Origin of the sequence: Paenibacillus gallinarum, assembly GCF_014836635.1 — a bacterium.
Classification (GTDB): domain Bacteria; phylum Bacillota; class Bacilli; order Paenibacillales; family Paenibacillaceae; genus Paenibacillus; species Paenibacillus gallinarum.
In genome coordinates, this window is the sequence record NZ_JACSQL010000002.1 from 833,754 (window position 1) to 849,579 (window position 15,826).

Annotated in this window: 17 protein-coding genes and 1 pseudogene; 14 read left to right on the forward strand and 4 right to left on the reverse strand. The window is 39.6% G+C overall.

Going from position 1 to position 15,826, the window contains the following annotated elements; translation table 11 throughout:
- The first annotated feature begins 164 nt into the window (after positions 1 to 164).
- The 3 genes from H9647_RS09085 to H9647_RS09095 all read left to right on the forward strand — a co-directional run bounded on the left by H9647_RS09085 (position 165) and on the right by H9647_RS09095 (position 3,186).
- Complete coding sequence (locus tag H9647_RS09085) at positions 165 to 1,619, forward strand: ABC transporter substrate-binding protein/permease (RefSeq protein ID WP_404822601.1); 1,455 nt, start codon at positions 165 to 167, stop codon at positions 1,617 to 1,619.
- The gene (locus H9647_RS09090) at positions 1,606 to 2,328 is read left to right on the forward strand and encodes an amino acid ABC transporter ATP-binding protein (RefSeq protein WP_191799399.1); all 723 of its coding nucleotides are present in this window, start codon (positions 1,606 to 1,608) and stop codon (positions 2,326 to 2,328) included. Before H9647_RS09085 ends, H9647_RS09090 begins: the two co-directional genes overlap by 14 nt.
- 207 nt (positions 2,329 to 2,535) lie before the next feature.
- Positions 2,536 to 3,186: a 3D domain-containing protein gene (locus H9647_RS09095; protein ID WP_191799400.1), complete on the forward strand. Its 651-nt coding sequence runs from the start codon at positions 2,536 to 2,538 to the stop codon at positions 3,184 to 3,186.
- A gap of 54 nt (positions 3,187 to 3,240) precedes the next feature.
- Here H9647_RS09095 and H9647_RS09100 read toward each other — a convergent pair whose 3' ends face one another.
- Positions 3,241 to 4,116, reverse strand: a complete 876-nt coding sequence (locus H9647_RS09100; protein WP_191799401.1) for a polysaccharide deacetylase family protein — start codon at positions 4,114 to 4,116, stop codon at positions 3,241 to 3,243.
- A 266-nt stretch (positions 4,117 to 4,382) separates the two neighbouring features.
- On the opposite strand from H9647_RS09100, the gene H9647_RS09105 reads away from it, so the two are divergent.
- From H9647_RS09105 to H9647_RS09120, 4 genes are all read left to right on the forward strand, one after another.
- Positions 4,383 to 5,051 (forward strand): PspA/IM30 family protein, encoded by a 669-nt coding sequence (locus H9647_RS09105; protein ID WP_191799402.1) that lies wholly within the window; start codon positions 4,383 to 4,385, stop codon positions 5,049 to 5,051.
- 136 nt (positions 5,052 to 5,187) lie between these two features.
- A complete protein-coding gene (locus H9647_RS09110) occupies positions 5,188 to 5,592 on the forward strand; it encodes a DUF350 domain-containing protein (protein WP_191799403.1) in 405 nt (134 codons plus the stop codon).
- Between the two features lie 38 nt (positions 5,593 to 5,630).
- Entirely contained in the window at positions 5,631 to 6,137 is a 507-nt protein-coding gene (locus H9647_RS09115) for a DUF4178 domain-containing protein (protein ID WP_191799477.1), read from the forward strand.
- 12 nt (positions 6,138 to 6,149) lie between these two features.
- On the forward strand, positions 6,150 to 6,899 hold the full coding sequence (locus tag H9647_RS09120; RefSeq protein ID WP_191799404.1) for a DUF4247 domain-containing protein: 750 nt from the start codon (positions 6,150 to 6,152) through the stop codon (positions 6,897 to 6,899).
- Positions 6,900 to 6,946: 47 nt separating this feature from the next.
- On the opposite strand, the gene H9647_RS09125 is transcribed toward H9647_RS09120, so the two are convergent.
- Positions 6,947 to 7,255 carry an HNH endonuclease gene (locus H9647_RS09125; RefSeq protein WP_191799405.1) on the reverse strand — a complete coding sequence of 103 codons (309 nt, stop codon included), beginning with the start codon at positions 7,253 to 7,255 and terminating at the stop codon, positions 6,947 to 6,949.
- Positions 7,256 to 7,422: 167 nt separating this feature from the next.
- Here H9647_RS09125 and H9647_RS09130 point away from each other — a divergent pair, with 167 nt between their 5' ends.
- Positions 7,423 to 8,685 (forward strand): molybdopterin molybdotransferase MoeA, encoded by a 1,263-nt coding sequence (locus H9647_RS09130; protein WP_191799406.1) that lies wholly within the window; start codon positions 7,423 to 7,425, stop codon positions 8,683 to 8,685.
- Positions 8,686 to 8,807: 122 nt separating this feature from the next.
- On the opposite strand, the gene xerS is transcribed toward H9647_RS09130, so the two are convergent.
- The gene (gene xerS / locus H9647_RS09135) at positions 8,808 to 9,887 is read right to left on the reverse strand and encodes a tyrosine recombinase XerS (protein WP_191799407.1); all 1,080 of its coding nucleotides are present in this window, start codon (positions 9,885 to 9,887) and stop codon (positions 8,808 to 8,810) included.
- A gap of 166 nt (positions 9,888 to 10,053) precedes the next feature.
- On the opposite strand from xerS, the gene H9647_RS09140 reads away from it, so the two are divergent.
- From H9647_RS09140 to H9647_RS09150, 3 genes are all read left to right on the forward strand, one after another.
- Positions 10,054 to 10,518 carry a GNAT family N-acetyltransferase gene (locus H9647_RS09140; RefSeq protein ID WP_225229139.1) on the forward strand — a complete coding sequence of 155 codons (465 nt, stop codon included), beginning with the start codon at positions 10,054 to 10,056 and terminating at the stop codon, positions 10,516 to 10,518.
- 304 nt (positions 10,519 to 10,822) lie between these two features.
- On the forward strand, positions 10,823 to 12,070 hold the full coding sequence (locus tag H9647_RS09145; protein ID WP_191799409.1) for an MDR family MFS transporter: 1,248 nt from the start codon (positions 10,823 to 10,825) through the stop codon (positions 12,068 to 12,070).
- Positions 12,071 to 12,796 (forward strand): Type 1 glutamine amidotransferase-like domain-containing protein, encoded by a 726-nt coding sequence (locus H9647_RS09150; protein WP_191799410.1) that lies wholly within the window; start codon positions 12,071 to 12,073, stop codon positions 12,794 to 12,796.
- 192 nt (positions 12,797 to 12,988) lie between these two features.
- Here the strand turns inward: H9647_RS09150 and H9647_RS09155 are convergent, their stop codons facing one another.
- On the reverse strand, positions 12,989 to 14,101 hold the full coding sequence (locus tag H9647_RS09155) for a WG repeat-containing protein (protein WP_191799411.1): 1,113 nt from the start codon (positions 14,099 to 14,101) through the stop codon (positions 12,989 to 12,991).
- Between the two features lie 310 nt (positions 14,102 to 14,411).
- Here H9647_RS09155 and H9647_RS25715 point away from each other — a divergent pair, with 310 nt between their 5' ends.
- From H9647_RS25715 to H9647_RS26365, 3 genes and pseudogenes are all read left to right on the forward strand, one after another.
- The gene (locus H9647_RS25715) at positions 14,412 to 14,759 is read left to right on the forward strand and encodes a TetR/AcrR family transcriptional regulator (protein ID WP_225229140.1); all 348 of its coding nucleotides are present in this window, start codon (positions 14,412 to 14,414) and stop codon (positions 14,757 to 14,759) included.
- 60 nt (positions 14,760 to 14,819) lie between these two features.
- A complete protein-coding gene (locus tag H9647_RS25720; RefSeq protein WP_225229141.1) occupies positions 14,820 to 15,071 on the forward strand; it encodes a hypothetical protein in 252 nt (83 codons plus the stop codon).
- Positions 15,072 to 15,158: 87 nt separating this feature from the next.
- Positions 15,159 to 15,584, forward strand: a pseudogene (locus H9647_RS26365) (DUF4097 family beta strand repeat-containing protein); the annotation flags it as partial.
- Positions 15,585 to 15,826: the final 242 nt, after the last annotated feature.

The following is a 15,826-nucleotide window of genomic DNA, read 5'->3' on the forward strand; positions in this document are numbered from 1 at the left end:
GTATATACATTATAGCACTGGCTTTTAGAAACGTCTTGTAATTCAGGTGAATCAATGGAAAACTATGAAAATAGAAAGAAAACCCGTTGCATAATCATACATTTTCACTTATAATAGTTCAATCTTATAAAAATGATCTAGCTTCAGCTAAGGAGAGACAGAAGTTGAAAAAAACAGTTCGTATACTTATGTTATTAATGTGTATTGTCTTGTTGCTTCCAGCCGGAATGGCTACCGTTTATGCAGCCGACAATGTAAACAGCAAGGAAACGCTGGTTCTAGGGACGAGTGCTGATTTTCCGCCTTATGAATTTCATAAAACGATTGATGGACAAGACCAGATTGTCGGTTTTGACATTGAAATAGCAAAAGCCATTGCTGAAAAAATGGGCGCAGAACTTGTAATCGAAGATATGGGATTTGATAGTTTGCTGCCTGCCCTTCAGAGCGGCCGAGTTGACCTTGTCATATCGGGAATGACGCCTACGGAAGATCGTAGACAAAGTATCGATTTCTCTGATCATTACTACAAAGCAAGTCAGGTGATCTTAGTTCGCAGTGAGGATTCCGATAAGTACCAGTCAATGACGGATCTTGAAGGAGAAACAATCGGGATTCAAAAAGGTTCTATCCAGGAAGAGATTGCTCAAGGAATTAATAATGCGAAGCTAGTATCGCTTGATAAAATGGGTGATCTTGTTCTTCAACTCGAGACAGAGCGTGTTAATGCAATTATTGTTGAAGATACGGTTGCAAAAGGTTATCTAAACAATAAAATTGTGATTGCTAGTGCAAGTCCTGCAGAAACGGACTCGGCAGCAGCAATTGGGGTTGCTAAAGGGAATACAGAATTATTAGAAGTCATTAATGCTACAATTGCAGAACTAAAAGTTGATAATGGAATTGAGAAAATGGTAGAAGAAGCGAGCCTGCTCGCATCAGGTAACCAAAAAGACCGCAATATATTTACGATTGCTTATGAATTCCGTCATTATTATGCGAAGGGTATTGGTTATACCCTGTTATTATCTGCACTTGGCGTTATCTTTGGTTTTCTGATTGGCTTAATTATTACTTTAATGCGTATGTCCGCATTCAGAGTATTCAGATGGATCGGTACGGCATACGTAGAAGTGTTACGCGGTACACCAATGCTGGTGCAGTTAATGATTATGCATTATGGGCTCGCACTCGTATTTGGTCTTAATCTATCTCCGCTGCAATCGGGGGTTATCACCCTTTCGATCAACAGTTCAGCTTATTTGGCCGAGATATTTAGAGCAGGAATTCAAGGAGTGGATAAGGGGCAGATGGAAGCTGCACGTTCACTTGGAATGAAACGGAGTGCTGCACTTCGTCACATCATTCTTCCTCAAGCCTTAAAATCCGTTCTGCCTGCGATCGGTAACGAATTTATTACCATTATTAAAGAATCATCCATCATTTCGATTATCGGTATGGCTGACATTATGTACCAAGCTAACTCGATTAGAAATATCACTTATGCAGGTCTAAGTCCTTACATCATCGCAGCAGCTATTTATTTCGTTCTAACCTTCATGCTTTCCAAGCTGCTAAGTCTATTTGAAAGGAAGTTGAGTGCTAGTGATAAGCGTTAAAAATTTGCATAAATCATTTGGAAAACTAGATATTCTTAAAGGCATCGACATTGAGATTGCGAAGGGCGAAGTGGTTGTTGTCATTGGCCCATCCGGTTCAGGGAAAAGTACCTTTTTACGCTGCATCAATCTGCTGGAAGTACCGACAGATGGCGAAATTTTATTTGAAGGTGCATCGATTACGGACCCGAAACACGATATCAATTCAACTCGTGAGAAAATGGGGATGGTGTTCCAGCACTTTAATCTTTTTCCACATAAAACGGTAGGTCAGAACATTACACTTGCTCCTACTATCGTAAAAAATATATCTGCTGAAGAAGCAAATGCCATCGCCGATGATCTGCTGAGGACGGTAGGTTTAGCTGATAAGAAAGATATATATCCGAATCAGCTTTCTGGCGGACAAAAACAACGGATCGCCATCGCAAGAGCGCTTGCGATGCAGCCGCATGTAATGTTGTTTGATGAACCAACATCAGCACTGGATCCAGAAATGGTTGGGGAAGTACTTGATGTTATGAAAAAACTCGCCGAAGGCGGAATGACCATGGTTATTGTTACTCATGAAATGGGATTTGCCCGAGAAGTGGGAGACCGTATTGTATTTATGGATGGCGGTAAAATCGTAGAAGAGGGTACTCCAGACGAAGTATTTGGTAACCCGCAACATCCTCGTACTCAAGATTTTTTAAGTAAAGTACTATAATTAATTAATAGATTAGGTATGTAAAAGCACTCTTTGCATGAATTTTATTCATGCAAAGAGTGCTTTTTTTGTATATTTAATTCGAATTAATAACAAAATGGTAACTATTACATACGCACAGGTTACAAAATTGTGATATATTAGCTACATCTTACGACAAAACAACTAGAGAAGCTTCTATGAAGAAGCTAGCTATAGGAGGAAATTATGTTTAAACGTTTCAAAAAAACTTCTACACTAGCAGCTGCTTTGCTAGGTGTTACTTTAATGGCACAAAGTGTTCCTGCTCATGCAGAGCAAGTGTATGTAGCTAAAGAGGGAGATACATTTTATAAACTATCTCAAAGATACGACATTGACTTAGAGACTTTGATGAACGCAAATAAAAACATTTCACCATATAATATTTACGAAGGATTAAAATTGACTCTTCCAACAAAGAGTTCAGAGAGTTCTTCTAGTAATAATGCAGTGACAGCAAGCCTGAGTGTAGACAGCAGCAATAAAGTGGTAGAAGCGTGGGGTAAAACATTTAATTACAGCGAAACTCTGAATGTAAAAGCTACTGCATATTCTTCTGACCCCGCAGAAAATGGCGGATATGGAGCCGTTGACTATTTCGGTAACCCGCTGGAATTAGGTACAATTGCTGTTGATCCATCCGTCATTCCACTAGGAACAAAGGTTCTGGTTACAGGTCATTCTCACGATAACCTGCCAGATCAAGCTTTTGTTGCGACAGCTACCGATATCGGCGGAGCTATTAAAGGTAACAAGATTGATATCTTTATCCCAGGAAGTAAAAGTTCCGTTGCGAAGTTTGGTATCCAAGATGTCAAACTCTATATAATTGAATAAACTTTATAAAAGTAAAGGCACCTGTGTATTTGATTCAATTACACAGGTGCCTTTTTATTTTGATTTTTCAATGCCTAGCAGCTCAGGCACCGTGACCAATTCGTATCCTTGATTTTTCAAAGCTTTAATGACTTCAGGCAAAGCTTCAATTGTCCCTTGAAGTTTCGATCCATATCCACCACCGCCATGCTGAAGCACGATCGCACCAGGTCGAGTACCAGAGAGTATGTTCGCTAACACTTGCTCTTTGTTTAGTCCTTTCCAATCTAAAGAATCTACATTCCAATTTACAATTCGGTACTTGTGCTCAGCCGCCCATATGAGCTGTTCTTCTGTGATTTCACCGTATGGCGGACGAATTGTTTTTGGGATATATCCTGTGATTGGAAGAATGGCTTGCTCCGTTTTTTTAATCTCTGAAATAAAAGCAGACATTGAAATTTTATTGAAATCCGGATGAGTAAAACTGTGATTACCAATAACATGACCTTCATCATGAATTCGTTTAGCAAGTTCAGGATGATTAAGTACTCTTTGACCGTTCACAAAAAAAGTTGCTTTTACCCCGTACTCTTTCAAAACATCTAATATTTGCGGGGTGAATCTTGGGTCGGGTACATCATCAAATGTTAAGGCAATCCTTTTTACATTAGGTCCATTCGTAACGAATGTACTCTTATATTTTTTTCGAAGCTGGCCAAGTGTGAGTTTTGATTTCTCATCTACTTCCTTCTGCGGCTCTTTTACAGGAGAGGGTTCTTTCGTAATTGAATCCTGCTGAAAAAAAGGATCTTCTATGTTTATACTATCCTCCGGAGCGTAAATGTATGTACGATCCAGCACGTATGCCGTAGCGGTTTGCGAGAAACATAACAGGAGGATACTAAATAATAAAGTAAATGCAAGAAAAGAACAAATGATGCGTTTCATGTAAGCATAACTCCTTATATTTGTGATTTATCGTTACGAAAAACAATCGAACAGTACATCACGGGTATTCGTATGTTATTGCCTAGACGTAACAAAATTATTCTTATATCAGATACTGTAGTCTTCTGTTTAGCCCCATTTATTAAATAAATGAAACTTCATGAATTACTGAACCGTATAAGGTAATTAGATGCATAAGTAGTGATTCATTACCAAGCAAATGAGTATATTAAGTAAAAGAAAACATATACGGGAGGAATTTTATAATGTCTCTATTTAAAAGATTTCGTGATTTGACCATGTCCAATATTAATGCTCTGATTGATAAAGCGGAAGATCCAATTAAAATGACCGATCAATATATCCGTGACATGCAGAAGGATTTGGAAGATGCGGAGAAAGCGGTAGCTGCACAAATCGCCATTGAGAAGAAATTTAAAGCTTTATATGAAGAGCAGGAAGCGCTGGTGAAGAAAAGAGAAGAACAAGCGCATACGGCAGCTAAAGCACAGAATATTGATCTTGCTCGTCGTGCTCTTGAAGAAAAGAAAAATGCAGAAGCAAAACTTACGGAATACAAAACAAGTTTTGATCAAAATAAAGCTTCTGCAGACAACCTCCGTTCCAAACTGGAGCAAATGCGTAAACAGCTGACGGAAATGAAGAACAAGAGAGAAACACTGGTAGCTCGTTATAATGCAGCCAAAGCTCAGACGGAAATCAATAAAGCAATGAGTGGTTTTGGTTCCGATACGGCCGCATCTGGTATGAAGCGTATGGAAGAAAAAATGCTTCAAGCGGAAGCACATGCAGAAGCAAGTAACGAAATGAACAGCAAAGAAAAATCACTTGATGAAGAATTTGAAAACATGGGAAAAGACAAGGAAGTAGAAGACGAACTGGCAGCATTGCTGAAACAGTACGAGAATAAATAACAATCATGACTATGATAAACAATGAATAAAGTGAATTATATCAGCTTTATTCCATGTGACGGAGGGGAAACGACGCAGTTTCTCCTTCGTTTTTCATGAGGGAGCAATCTGACACTATTGGAGGATGTTATATCTAATGGAATTTATGGATATCGTACGCATGCTGGTATGGACAGGTTCAGGAGCAGTACTGCTGTTTATTCTCATGTATGTTGATTCATTATTTACGAAGTACAAAGACTTTACAGAAGTAAAAGCGGGCAACATGGCGGTTACTACAAGACTAATTATGAAGCTGTTTGCTCAGGGGTATATCTTATCCTCGTCTATTTCCGTATCTTATCATCTAGGAGATGCACTCATTGTATCCGTCGTATCTTTTATTATTCTGCTCGTGATCGAAGGGGTTGTGCACACCTTGATTCGCCGCTTTGCCGCTTTTGATATTGACGGGGGAATGCAGAAGGGAAAGATTGGATACGGGCTGTTCTCAGGTACACTTCACTTAGTAGGGGCGCTGATTATTTCAGCCTCTCTATAACCGAGTTATTCCAACTAGAAATAGGAGTTCGATGAATGATGAGTATATGGAAAAGAGTAACGAATTTATTATCAAAACCAAAACCTTCTGCTCCGGAGAAAAGTATGTTACAGCTGAATCCGGGTGATATATGCGAGGTTTCGCTTGTTACTTATGAAGTGACGGGTAAAGTCCAGAACCGAGGACGAAATGCGGCTCTGCTTACACTGAAAGACGGGAATACAATTGCATATTTATATATTGAGGAAAGGGAACGCCTCATCTATGCATTATATACTCCTATAGATGGACGACTGGATCATCCAGAAGAAGTACCGACAACGATCGAACTGGATGACAGAGAATATCATTTAGAGGAACAATATGCGGGACATGTAATGACAGTAGGGAAGACACCATTTTCTCAAAATGGGGAACAACATGTATGGCAGTTTCAGTCGGATGATAATCATCTCCTGCGCATCGAATGGCAGAACGGTCGATTTATGCTATATGAAGGAGAAGATATCCTCCCGGCAGATGTTAAAGTAATTCGGGCAACCTAGGAGAGGTTATTCATGAACAAGCGTTTTTGGCACATCTTAAAAATCACACTGGTCCTCAGTTTATTTGTCTCATTGTTATCAGGCTGCGGAGCACCTGCTGTGAAAGATACGTACCCGCTTGAATCGGTGAACAGCAGTGGTAATTCGACTTCCTATGTATACCGTGCGGAGAATCTTACTGTTCCAGAAGTAGCCGACGAACTAATGGAAGATCGAACTCCGGATGAAGTGTCTCCCGTTGATACAGAGCGAATGTTCCTCGTGTATCCGAATGAGCTGTACCATCTACAGCAAGATCCGGATCAGCCGGAAGATACACTGATCGAGGTTGATTCTAAAGAATATGTTCAGCGTAATTATAGTTCTTCTTTCTTACAGGGATATATTACTGCTTCTATTCTGGACAGCATCTTTGATGTAATGCGAGGATCGGGAAATTACAGGGGATACACTTCTTCTAAGACATATACACCGACTCAGGGGCAATACCGGACAGCGACAGACAATGATAAAAAAATTGCCCCCCCGCTAACTACGAAACGCAGTGGGTCCATTATTCGCAGGGGGCTTGGAGAATCAGCGAACACGAAAAAATCGGACAACGGCAGTATTCTTAATCGGGACACTTCTTCTTCAAGCTCGTCGACCAAAGGGAAGATTGAAAGAGGAAAAAGCAGTGGATCGAGCATTTTCAGCTCACCAAAGAAAAGCTCGAGACCGAAGACGAAGATTGGTTCAGGCCGAATATCTAGGCGAAGATAGAAGAATGTAGTAACCCGGACCTTACAGTGTCCGGGTTTTGTGTTTTATTATCTTGCTTTACGAACATGTCTAGATTTCTTAGATTTAGGAATGACGGTAGCTGGCTGTTTACGTATCCATTTCACGTAGGAGGCAATCTTTGGTGCTTGTAGAAGCGCTTCAATCGTAGTCAGTCCTAATACGACTAACTCTCGATTGGTAAATAAATTATGAATCTGTTTATGGCATGGAATACATAGATCTGCTGTAGGCTTGTCTTTTCCGCCTTCTTCCCGAGGAGTGAGATGATGCACGGTCGTAACAGGAACTTTTCTTTTGCAGAGAGCACAGGTATGTTTTTCATTCTGAGATGGCATAGCCTTCACCTCCTTTCGTAGCGTGAGATAAAAAAGCATACAATATGCATGCATAGCTTGATTAATCAAATAGGAAGAGGGATGTACTCACCACTTCCTCTCTTGCAACGAGGAAGAGATGGAGATACACTTTATTCAAAGTCAGATAAGAACAAGGAGAAAACCTTATGAGTAACTATAAAACAAATCCGAAATTCAACCGAAAAGCCATTCAGGTAGAAGCTGCGCAGCAGCTTATAGCAAATAAGGTAAAGTTAATAGATACAGAACAGGTAAGGCTAGAGGATGCGCATGATCGAATTATTGCGCAAGATGTTATTGCACCGCATCCCTATCCGTTCTTTAGAAGATCGGGTATGGATGGATATGCTGTCCGAAGCGCAGATCTTAGTATCGCTAGCAGCGATCAAAAGGTTCAGCTAGCGATCATTGATGAAATTCCCTGCGGATATTCCTCACAGAAGGAGATTGTAGAAGGAACTGCAGCGCGTATTATGACAGGTGCTGAGGTTCCGTTAGGAGCAGATGCCGTTGTTATGCTGGAAGCGACAGAACAGTGCGAGGTGGAAGGAAGACCATATGTCGTATTTAAGCGTCCAACATCACAGGGAGCAAACGTTACGCCGGTTGGCTTTGAAGTGTCAGAAGGGGATTTGCTGGTTAAAAAAGGAACCCTGTTGACCGCAGGAGAAATCTCGGTTCTCGCGACGTTTGGTATTCATCAACTGTCTGTTTTTAGAAAACCTCAAGTGGGGATTTTTGCAACAGGGACTGAACTGCTTGGGATTGAAGAAGAACTAGAGCCAGGAAAAATACGTAACAGCAACAGCTACATGCTTCAGTCTCAGGTAAAAGAAGCGGGGGGAGAACCCCACTTGCTTGGAGCAATTGTGGATGATCTGAAGCTGGCTGAGCAAAAGTTGCAGGAGGCTTTATCAACCTATGATGTGGTCATCACTACGGGTGGTGTATCCGTAGGAGATTATGATATTATGGGCGATCTAGTTCGTCAGGATGGCACGGAAATGTTATTTAACAAAGTAACAATGCGGCCAGGAAGTGTAACGACTGCTGCGTATATTCAGAATAAACTGCTTTTTGCCCTATCGGGTAATCCGGGAGCTTGCTTTGTTGGATTTGAACTTTTTGTACGACCTGCGCTGCAAGGAATGCAAGCTTCTGAACAACCTTATTTAGCGAGATGGACTGCAGTTTTAGGTGCGGATTATAGCAAAGTGAACAACTTCACGCGTTTTGTTCGGGGAAAATTGGAAGTGAAGAATGGACAAGTATTTGCTTTTCCTGCCAAAGTAGATGAATCAAGTGTTATGGTAACGATTAAAGACAGTGATTGTCTTATTATCATTCCTCCGGATAAGAAAGGGTTACAAGCGGGAGATGCTGTGGAAATCTTAAAGCTTGGCAGATGATGCTCGAATAGGGCATGCAGGAGTATCTGTAATACCGAATTGTAATGAGAATAATAAAAGCTGCCCGAAAGGGCAGCCTTAAATACGATATATGAAAAAGTATCAAGTGAGGGTAGAAAAGTTTAATCAACTCTTCGCTCAATCGCTTCCGACATCGTTTTATCCGTGAGGTGAGCGTAAACCTCGGTTGTTTCCGTAGAGGCATGTCCGAGTTGTTCCTTCGTTTTATAAATATCATTTTGCAGATAATAATCGGTGGCAAAAGAATGTCGTAATTTGTGGACCGTTAAGTACGGCTTGCCAAAGCCTTTTGCATACTTGATAATCATCGCTTGAATAGCACGTTTTGTCATGCGCTTCCCTTCTTTTTGACCATTGGGGACCGTGACAAAAAGTGCTTTTTCTTTTTTGGGAGTACGATAACGGAGTGTGCGAAGCTCCATGTATTTAAAGAGATCATCTTTAGCCTGCTCCCGGTAATAGACCGGATTCTTAAATGTCTCATCGTTATTTCCTTTTCGGTATACGTAGAGGACTTTATTATTCAAATCAAGATCATCAATGTTCAGATTTACGATCTCTGATACACGAAGTCCTGAATTCAGAATTAAACTAGCAATACAAGCATCACGTTCTTTGTTCATCTCATGGGAATATAGAGCTTGTTTATTTTTTTCCATATCCTTCGCATAACCTTCTAAAATATATCCGATGAACTCAAGAAGTTCATCTTCCTCTAGTATTTTGCCTTTCAGCTTTGCAGCAGTATCTTTTGGTTTGTGAACTCGTTTGATTTCGACTTTAGCCATAATATTTCGTTTTAGAAGAGGGTAAAATTCTTCATCTTCGGCAATTTGACTCAAATAGTGGAATAAAGACCGGAGTGAAGATAATTTACGGGATATGGTAATCCGAGAGTTTGCTCCTTCTCTTTTGGTCGTCAGATAAATACGATATCCCGTAATACTTTCCATGCGCAGCATCTCGAGTTCCTTTAAAGTCACTCCTGTATTTGATTCGGCTTCAGACAGGCCTTCAGCCCTTAACCAAGTGAAGAACATATCATAATCTCGAACATACTCCAGCAGCGTGGATGGAGATAGGTCTGGTAGTTTGTAATCAATGAATTGCTGAACATACCAGGGCATGGTGACTACACGTTCATCAAGTCTACGACGATCGGTTTCTTTTTGAATATTCATATTTCGTACGCCCCTTATATTTCTATTGTCTTCTTTAGGAGTAAGAACAAGTGTCCTTATTTTACCACATTCGCTAGGGTTATGACTTGCTCGGCTCAAGGCAAAGCTTTATAGTTATTTTATATGAAGAAAATAGAGGTGATATGATATGGAACTAAGCCTCATTATGGTACCACGTGAACAAAAGCAAGTGATTCGTCATCTTATGCAATTTTATCTATATGATTTTACGAAGTATCTTGATATTGATGTTGATCGTTATGGTGTTTTTCCTGACTATCCGAATCTTGATGATTACTGGAGTCATACGGACAAGTATCCTTTTCTCATTAAAAATGGCTCTTCTCCCGCAGGTTTTGCACTTGTGGACAAGCTTTCTGGTAAAAAGGATGGCGACTTTTATATGACTGAGTTTTTTGTCATGCAAAAATATCGCCGCAGCGGAGTAGGAACTTGGGCAGCAAATGAACTATTCAGCCGCTTTCAAGGGGAATGGAAGGTTTCACAGGTTAGGACGAATATGGTAGCCCAAGCCTTCTGGCGTAAAGTGATTGGTGGTTATACCAATGGGCAGTTTCGGGAGAAATTCCATCCAGAATCGGGCAACCCAAGTCAACATTTTGTAACCTAAAGATTAGTGCAAAATAAGGAGATTTTCTTTGACAGATAGGCTGTTGAAGAGAGTCTTTTTTTGTTGATATAAGATAACATCATAAAAATTAAACATACGAAAAATTCACATTAGTGAATGACCAATATAAAGTCCATTTCACATGAATCACAATATTTTTGCGTCTAATTCAGGTTTAAAAGCAGAGGAAAAATCAAAACGGTAATATTTATTGACACCTGTTTAAATATCTGGAATGATATGTATTATTTTCGAGAATTGCATATAGCGAGTAACCGTACGTTTCAAAGACACAGGAGGCAGCATGAATAAACATTTAAAAGAGATTCACCCGCTTGCTTGGACAATCATCATCGGCACGATTTTCGGTAGAATGGCAACCTCGATGAGTATCCCTTTTTTATCGATTTATTTAATTAAGACAATGGGGGCTTCACCAGTTGAAACCGGTATGGTGGTCGCTGTAAGTTCACTGATCGGCGTGTTTGCCAGTTTCTATGGAGGATACATATCTGATCGAATCGGACGAAGAAAAGTACTTATTTTTTCTATTTTCAGCTGGGCAATTGTGTTTATCGGATTTGCAGAAGCAAATCAAATTTGGATGTTTTTTGTAATGAATGCGTTAAACGGTTTATGCCGTGCTGTTTTTGAACCTACATCAAGAGCCATGTTATCTGATATTACAAAACCGGAAAATAAACTCCTCGTATTTAATCTGCGGTATGCTGCGATTAATCTCGGTGTTGTCATTGGACCGCTGATTGGATTACAGATGGGTTCAGCTGAATCGGGAGTTCCTTTTCTCATTGCTGGCGCAGTTTATATTTTGTATGGAATCGTACTTATCATTCAATTTGCATTACAATCTGAGCAAGTGAAGTTACCATCCGAGGACGGTGGATCCAAGGTATCTTTAAGAGAGGCGTTTACCGTTACAAGCAGGGATCGAACTTTCATCTATGTACTTATCGGTTCTATGTTTTGTGTACTTGGATTTGGGCATTTCAGTTCCACATTAGCACAGTACCTTGAACTCAGCCCACAATTTGAAGACGGAGCGCAGATGTTTACTTACATGCTGTCATTGAATGCCGTAGTCGTTCTAATCGTTCAATATCCTCTTGTTCGAACGTTCCGTAAACTGCCTCCTGCTGTGTCACTTATGGTAGGTAATGTTTTCGTTGCAGGAAGTTTTATATTGTTCGGAATGTGGGATTCTTGGTGGGCAATGTTAGCTGGTGTCGTTATATTTACCATTGGTGAAGTGTTGATGTTCACTTTAATGGACTTATTGGTGGATCGTATTGCAAAACCCGAGCTCAAGGGCACATATTTCGGAATGATGGGGTTCAATAATTTAGGAAATGTATTAGCACCACTGATTGGCGGAGCGTTACTTACTCATTTTACAGCAGAGCAGTCGCTATACATATTTATCCCAATAGTACTCATGACAGTATGCGGCATTCCGTTTTTACTATTAGCTCATGTCAGGCTCGAACATCAGGACAAGCACAAGGTTAATCATATAGTAAAGGAGGCTACATAGATGACATCTCAGATCATTGCAATGGGCGGTGGAGGTTTCTCCATGGAACCTGATAATCTGCTGCTAGATAAATATATTTTAGACCAATCTATTTCTGATAAGCCAAAAGTATGTTTTCTGCCTACGGCCAGCGGAGACGCAGAGGGGTATGTGAAGAGATTCTATGCTGCTTTTGATCAACATTGCTGTATCCCATCCCATTTATCCTTATCCTCTCCGCCAAACCAGAATCTGGAGGATTTTGTTCTGGACAAAGATATTATCTATGTAGGCGGAGGGAGTACTAAAAATTTACTTGCTTTATGGAAAGAGTTGGGGCTTGATCAGATTCTCACAACCGCTTGGAAACAAGGTATTGTCCTTGCAGGTCTTAGTGCGGGATCTCTCTGTTGGTACGAAGAAGGAATTACAGACTCCAATCAGGAAGGTTACTCCTCTATTCGTTGTCTTGGGTTACTTCCAGGAAGTCATAGCCCGCATTATGATGATATGGATAGCGGAGAGTATACTTATAAACCGGCTTATCGCAAGTTAGTGGAGGCAGGAGAACTGAAACAGGGTGTAGCTGCGGATAATGGGACAGCGCTTCATTACATAGGAACGGATCTGTATAAAGTAGTAAGCTCTAGACGGAATGCATTTGCCTATCAAGTATCGCGAACAGAGGATGGTTTATTAGAGAAAAAATTAGAACCTCATTTTCTTGGAAATGAAAAGAAAATCTGAAAATATGCGCAGCCTTCAGCATCGCGGATTTTGGATTTCATTAGTAACAAGAGCACCTTAAACGGGAAAGATTAACCTCTTAAGGTGCTCTTTGAATCTGTTCCTGTTGAAGACACGTTACCATGAGATACTTGTGATGTATTTTTCATCTTTCTGATCATATTCTTGCTGGTATCCAGAGCATTCTCTAGTTCATTTAGTAATTATCCGTTTTTTAAGAATAACCGACTTACTTGGGGATGTAACAGCTATAGCGTACCCTCCATTAAAGGAAGAAGATTCTGCTCTATACTCAAGTTTAGTTAATAAGTTGCCATAACGATCAATATAACCGAACTTACCATCTGAGTTTGTTCCGATTCCCACTAAAGCGATTCCTTCTTTGAAATTAGATGCGTTGTTGTATTCTTGGTAACCAATGACCAACTTCCCTTTTTTATTAATAAACCCGACTTTACCACTTGAGTTGTATACGACCGCTAGTCCCTCGCTAAAATCACTTGCATTGTCATATCGAAAAGGGATGATGACCTTACCCTTCTTATTAATAAATCCCCATTTACCTTTGTTGTTCTGCACGGATGCTAATCCTTCAGAGAAACTACCACCTGATTTATATTGAAAAGGAATAATAACTTTACCAGAAGTATCAATATACCCGTACTGTCCTTTATTATTTTGAACAAGGGAGAAACCTTCGGAAAACCCTCGAGCATAGGTGTAATCAAAAGGAATTGTCAATTCACCGAGTGTATTAATGAATCCATTTTTATTACTTTTCGGATCAGTTACCATAGCAAGACCATTGCTAAAATAAAAATCGGAATCATATTTTTTTAGGAAATGAGAGATGATTTTTCCTGTTCTGTCTATAAGTTCCTGTTGATTCGTATTTGCTAAGGTTACATGAGATACGCCCTCAGAAAAATAGCCAGCTTCGGTAAACTGACAAGGAATCGCTAATTTCCCCTTTGTATTAATATAGCCATAGAGTTTTGTTTCTTTATTTTGTACCAAAGCTCGTTGTTCGTAAAAATCACTCATCAGTTTGACATTATCTGGGAGATGAAAAGCTTTATTTCCTTTAGTGTTGTTGTATATTAGAGTTCCATCTGATTGTTCGGATAGTAACAAACCATTATGAAAGCTTCCATCACTTTGAGGCCTAGCGATATTGTGATCCAAGAATGTCTTTGAAACTTCGATTTTTGTTTTTATGATCTTGGTAGCTGCTGAACTCGGTGCTGAAAATGTGACATTCGTGAAGCTTAAGAGCAATAATGCTAAGCATAATTTTCTAATCATTTTGATAGCTCCTTAGTTTTATTTTAATAATATATAGATTTCAAAAATCACTTGTTGTAATACAAACACATCAAATGAAAAAAAGTTTATTTATTTGTAGGATTCATCACAGTTAAGTACAAGGGCGAAAAGGATAACCAAATTAAAATATATAACCTAGTTATATTCGACTCCTGAGTTTATTAAAAGAAAGTAAAAGAGCTGTATAGGTACAGTTCTTTTTTATGTTTATTTTTACTTTTATTTACATTATATGGTTCGTATTTTATTATAGATACCAACGGTCGGTATTAAAAAGAGGGAGGCTAATATGGCTAGAAATAAATATCCAGAACAGACATTGGAGCAAATCCTTGCAGTCTCATCCAAACTGTTTACGGAAAAAGGATTCGAGAAAACAAGCATACAAGATATAATTGATGAACTTGGAATGTCCAAAGGAGCTATTTATCATCATTTCAAATCTAAAGAAGACATTCTTGATGCGGTGATGAACAAACAATTCAGTTATGCTGCACAAATGCTAGATGATCTAATTCAAAATACACAAGCCTCAAATGCCCGCGAGAAATTAGTCATGATTTTAGAACAAATTGTAGCTGATCCAGACGCCCATTCCATGGACGGAGTACTGAGTACACAGATTAAGAACCCGTAATTTGTAGTTACAGGTATTCAGGAAGGCGTGAAAAAAGATGCCCCGATTATTGCAAGGATCATGATGGAGGGAAAAGAGGATGGATCCATCACCACGGATTTTCCAATAGAGTGTGCTGAGGTCTTTATGTTACTCGTGAATATCTGGATTAACCCACTATTGTTTGGACGGGGGCATGAAGAAACAGTGAATCGATTACATTTTTTACAACACATGATGAGGGTTTTGGGCGCAGATATTGTCAGCGATCAATTGCTTCATAAAATTACGGAACGTCATTCGGATATTGGAGGCTACTGTTCGGATGAATAGCTCCTAGTACCATGATTGAGGAGGGATCGGATGACGTTCATAAGAGAATTAATTATTCAAAAAGACATAACAATCAAAGATTCAATCATGAATGTAGTGATAGATTGGCTCTCAGATCAAGTCTTTATATTTACTACGGAGCTAGACGATATTCGGATTGTTCAAAAAGCCAGCAACAAATTTCCTGAGAGCAGGCTTTTCAATACTGACATCAGGTCTGATGAGCTGCGGATTGTTGATGGTAGAAAAGAAACGATAAGGATTGGAGTTCAATTTCACCGTACAATACTGGAAGTATATCTCCCTGGAAAAGTATGGAACTCGGTGAACTTAACAACGGTTGGCGGTAGGGTGTATTTCAAAGAAGTGAGTGCTATGAATTGTAAGTGCCAAATCACCTCCGGGAAAGCGGAGCTATCAGGGAATATTCAGGAATTGAATCTAGGCATTGTGGGTTCTAGTGTTACTGGAGAGAAGTTAATCGTTGATAAGCTGCATATCAATTCAACTTCATCCAAACTGGAACTGTTAGGTGATTTCTCAGTCATAAATTCTTCTAACAAGGGAAGAGGGATGGTGATTCGATCCGGCATTGTTCCCGAAAGAATATGTTCTGTAGGAACGGGTGCAAAGGTTATCATCTCTATTCCTGAAAATGACGGCTTTGTTTTTAAGTTCGACGGATTGTCAATCCAAGTGCGACACTTCTTCTTCAAATGATTCGTGAGCTGTTTTCCAACCTAAACATTTCCTTG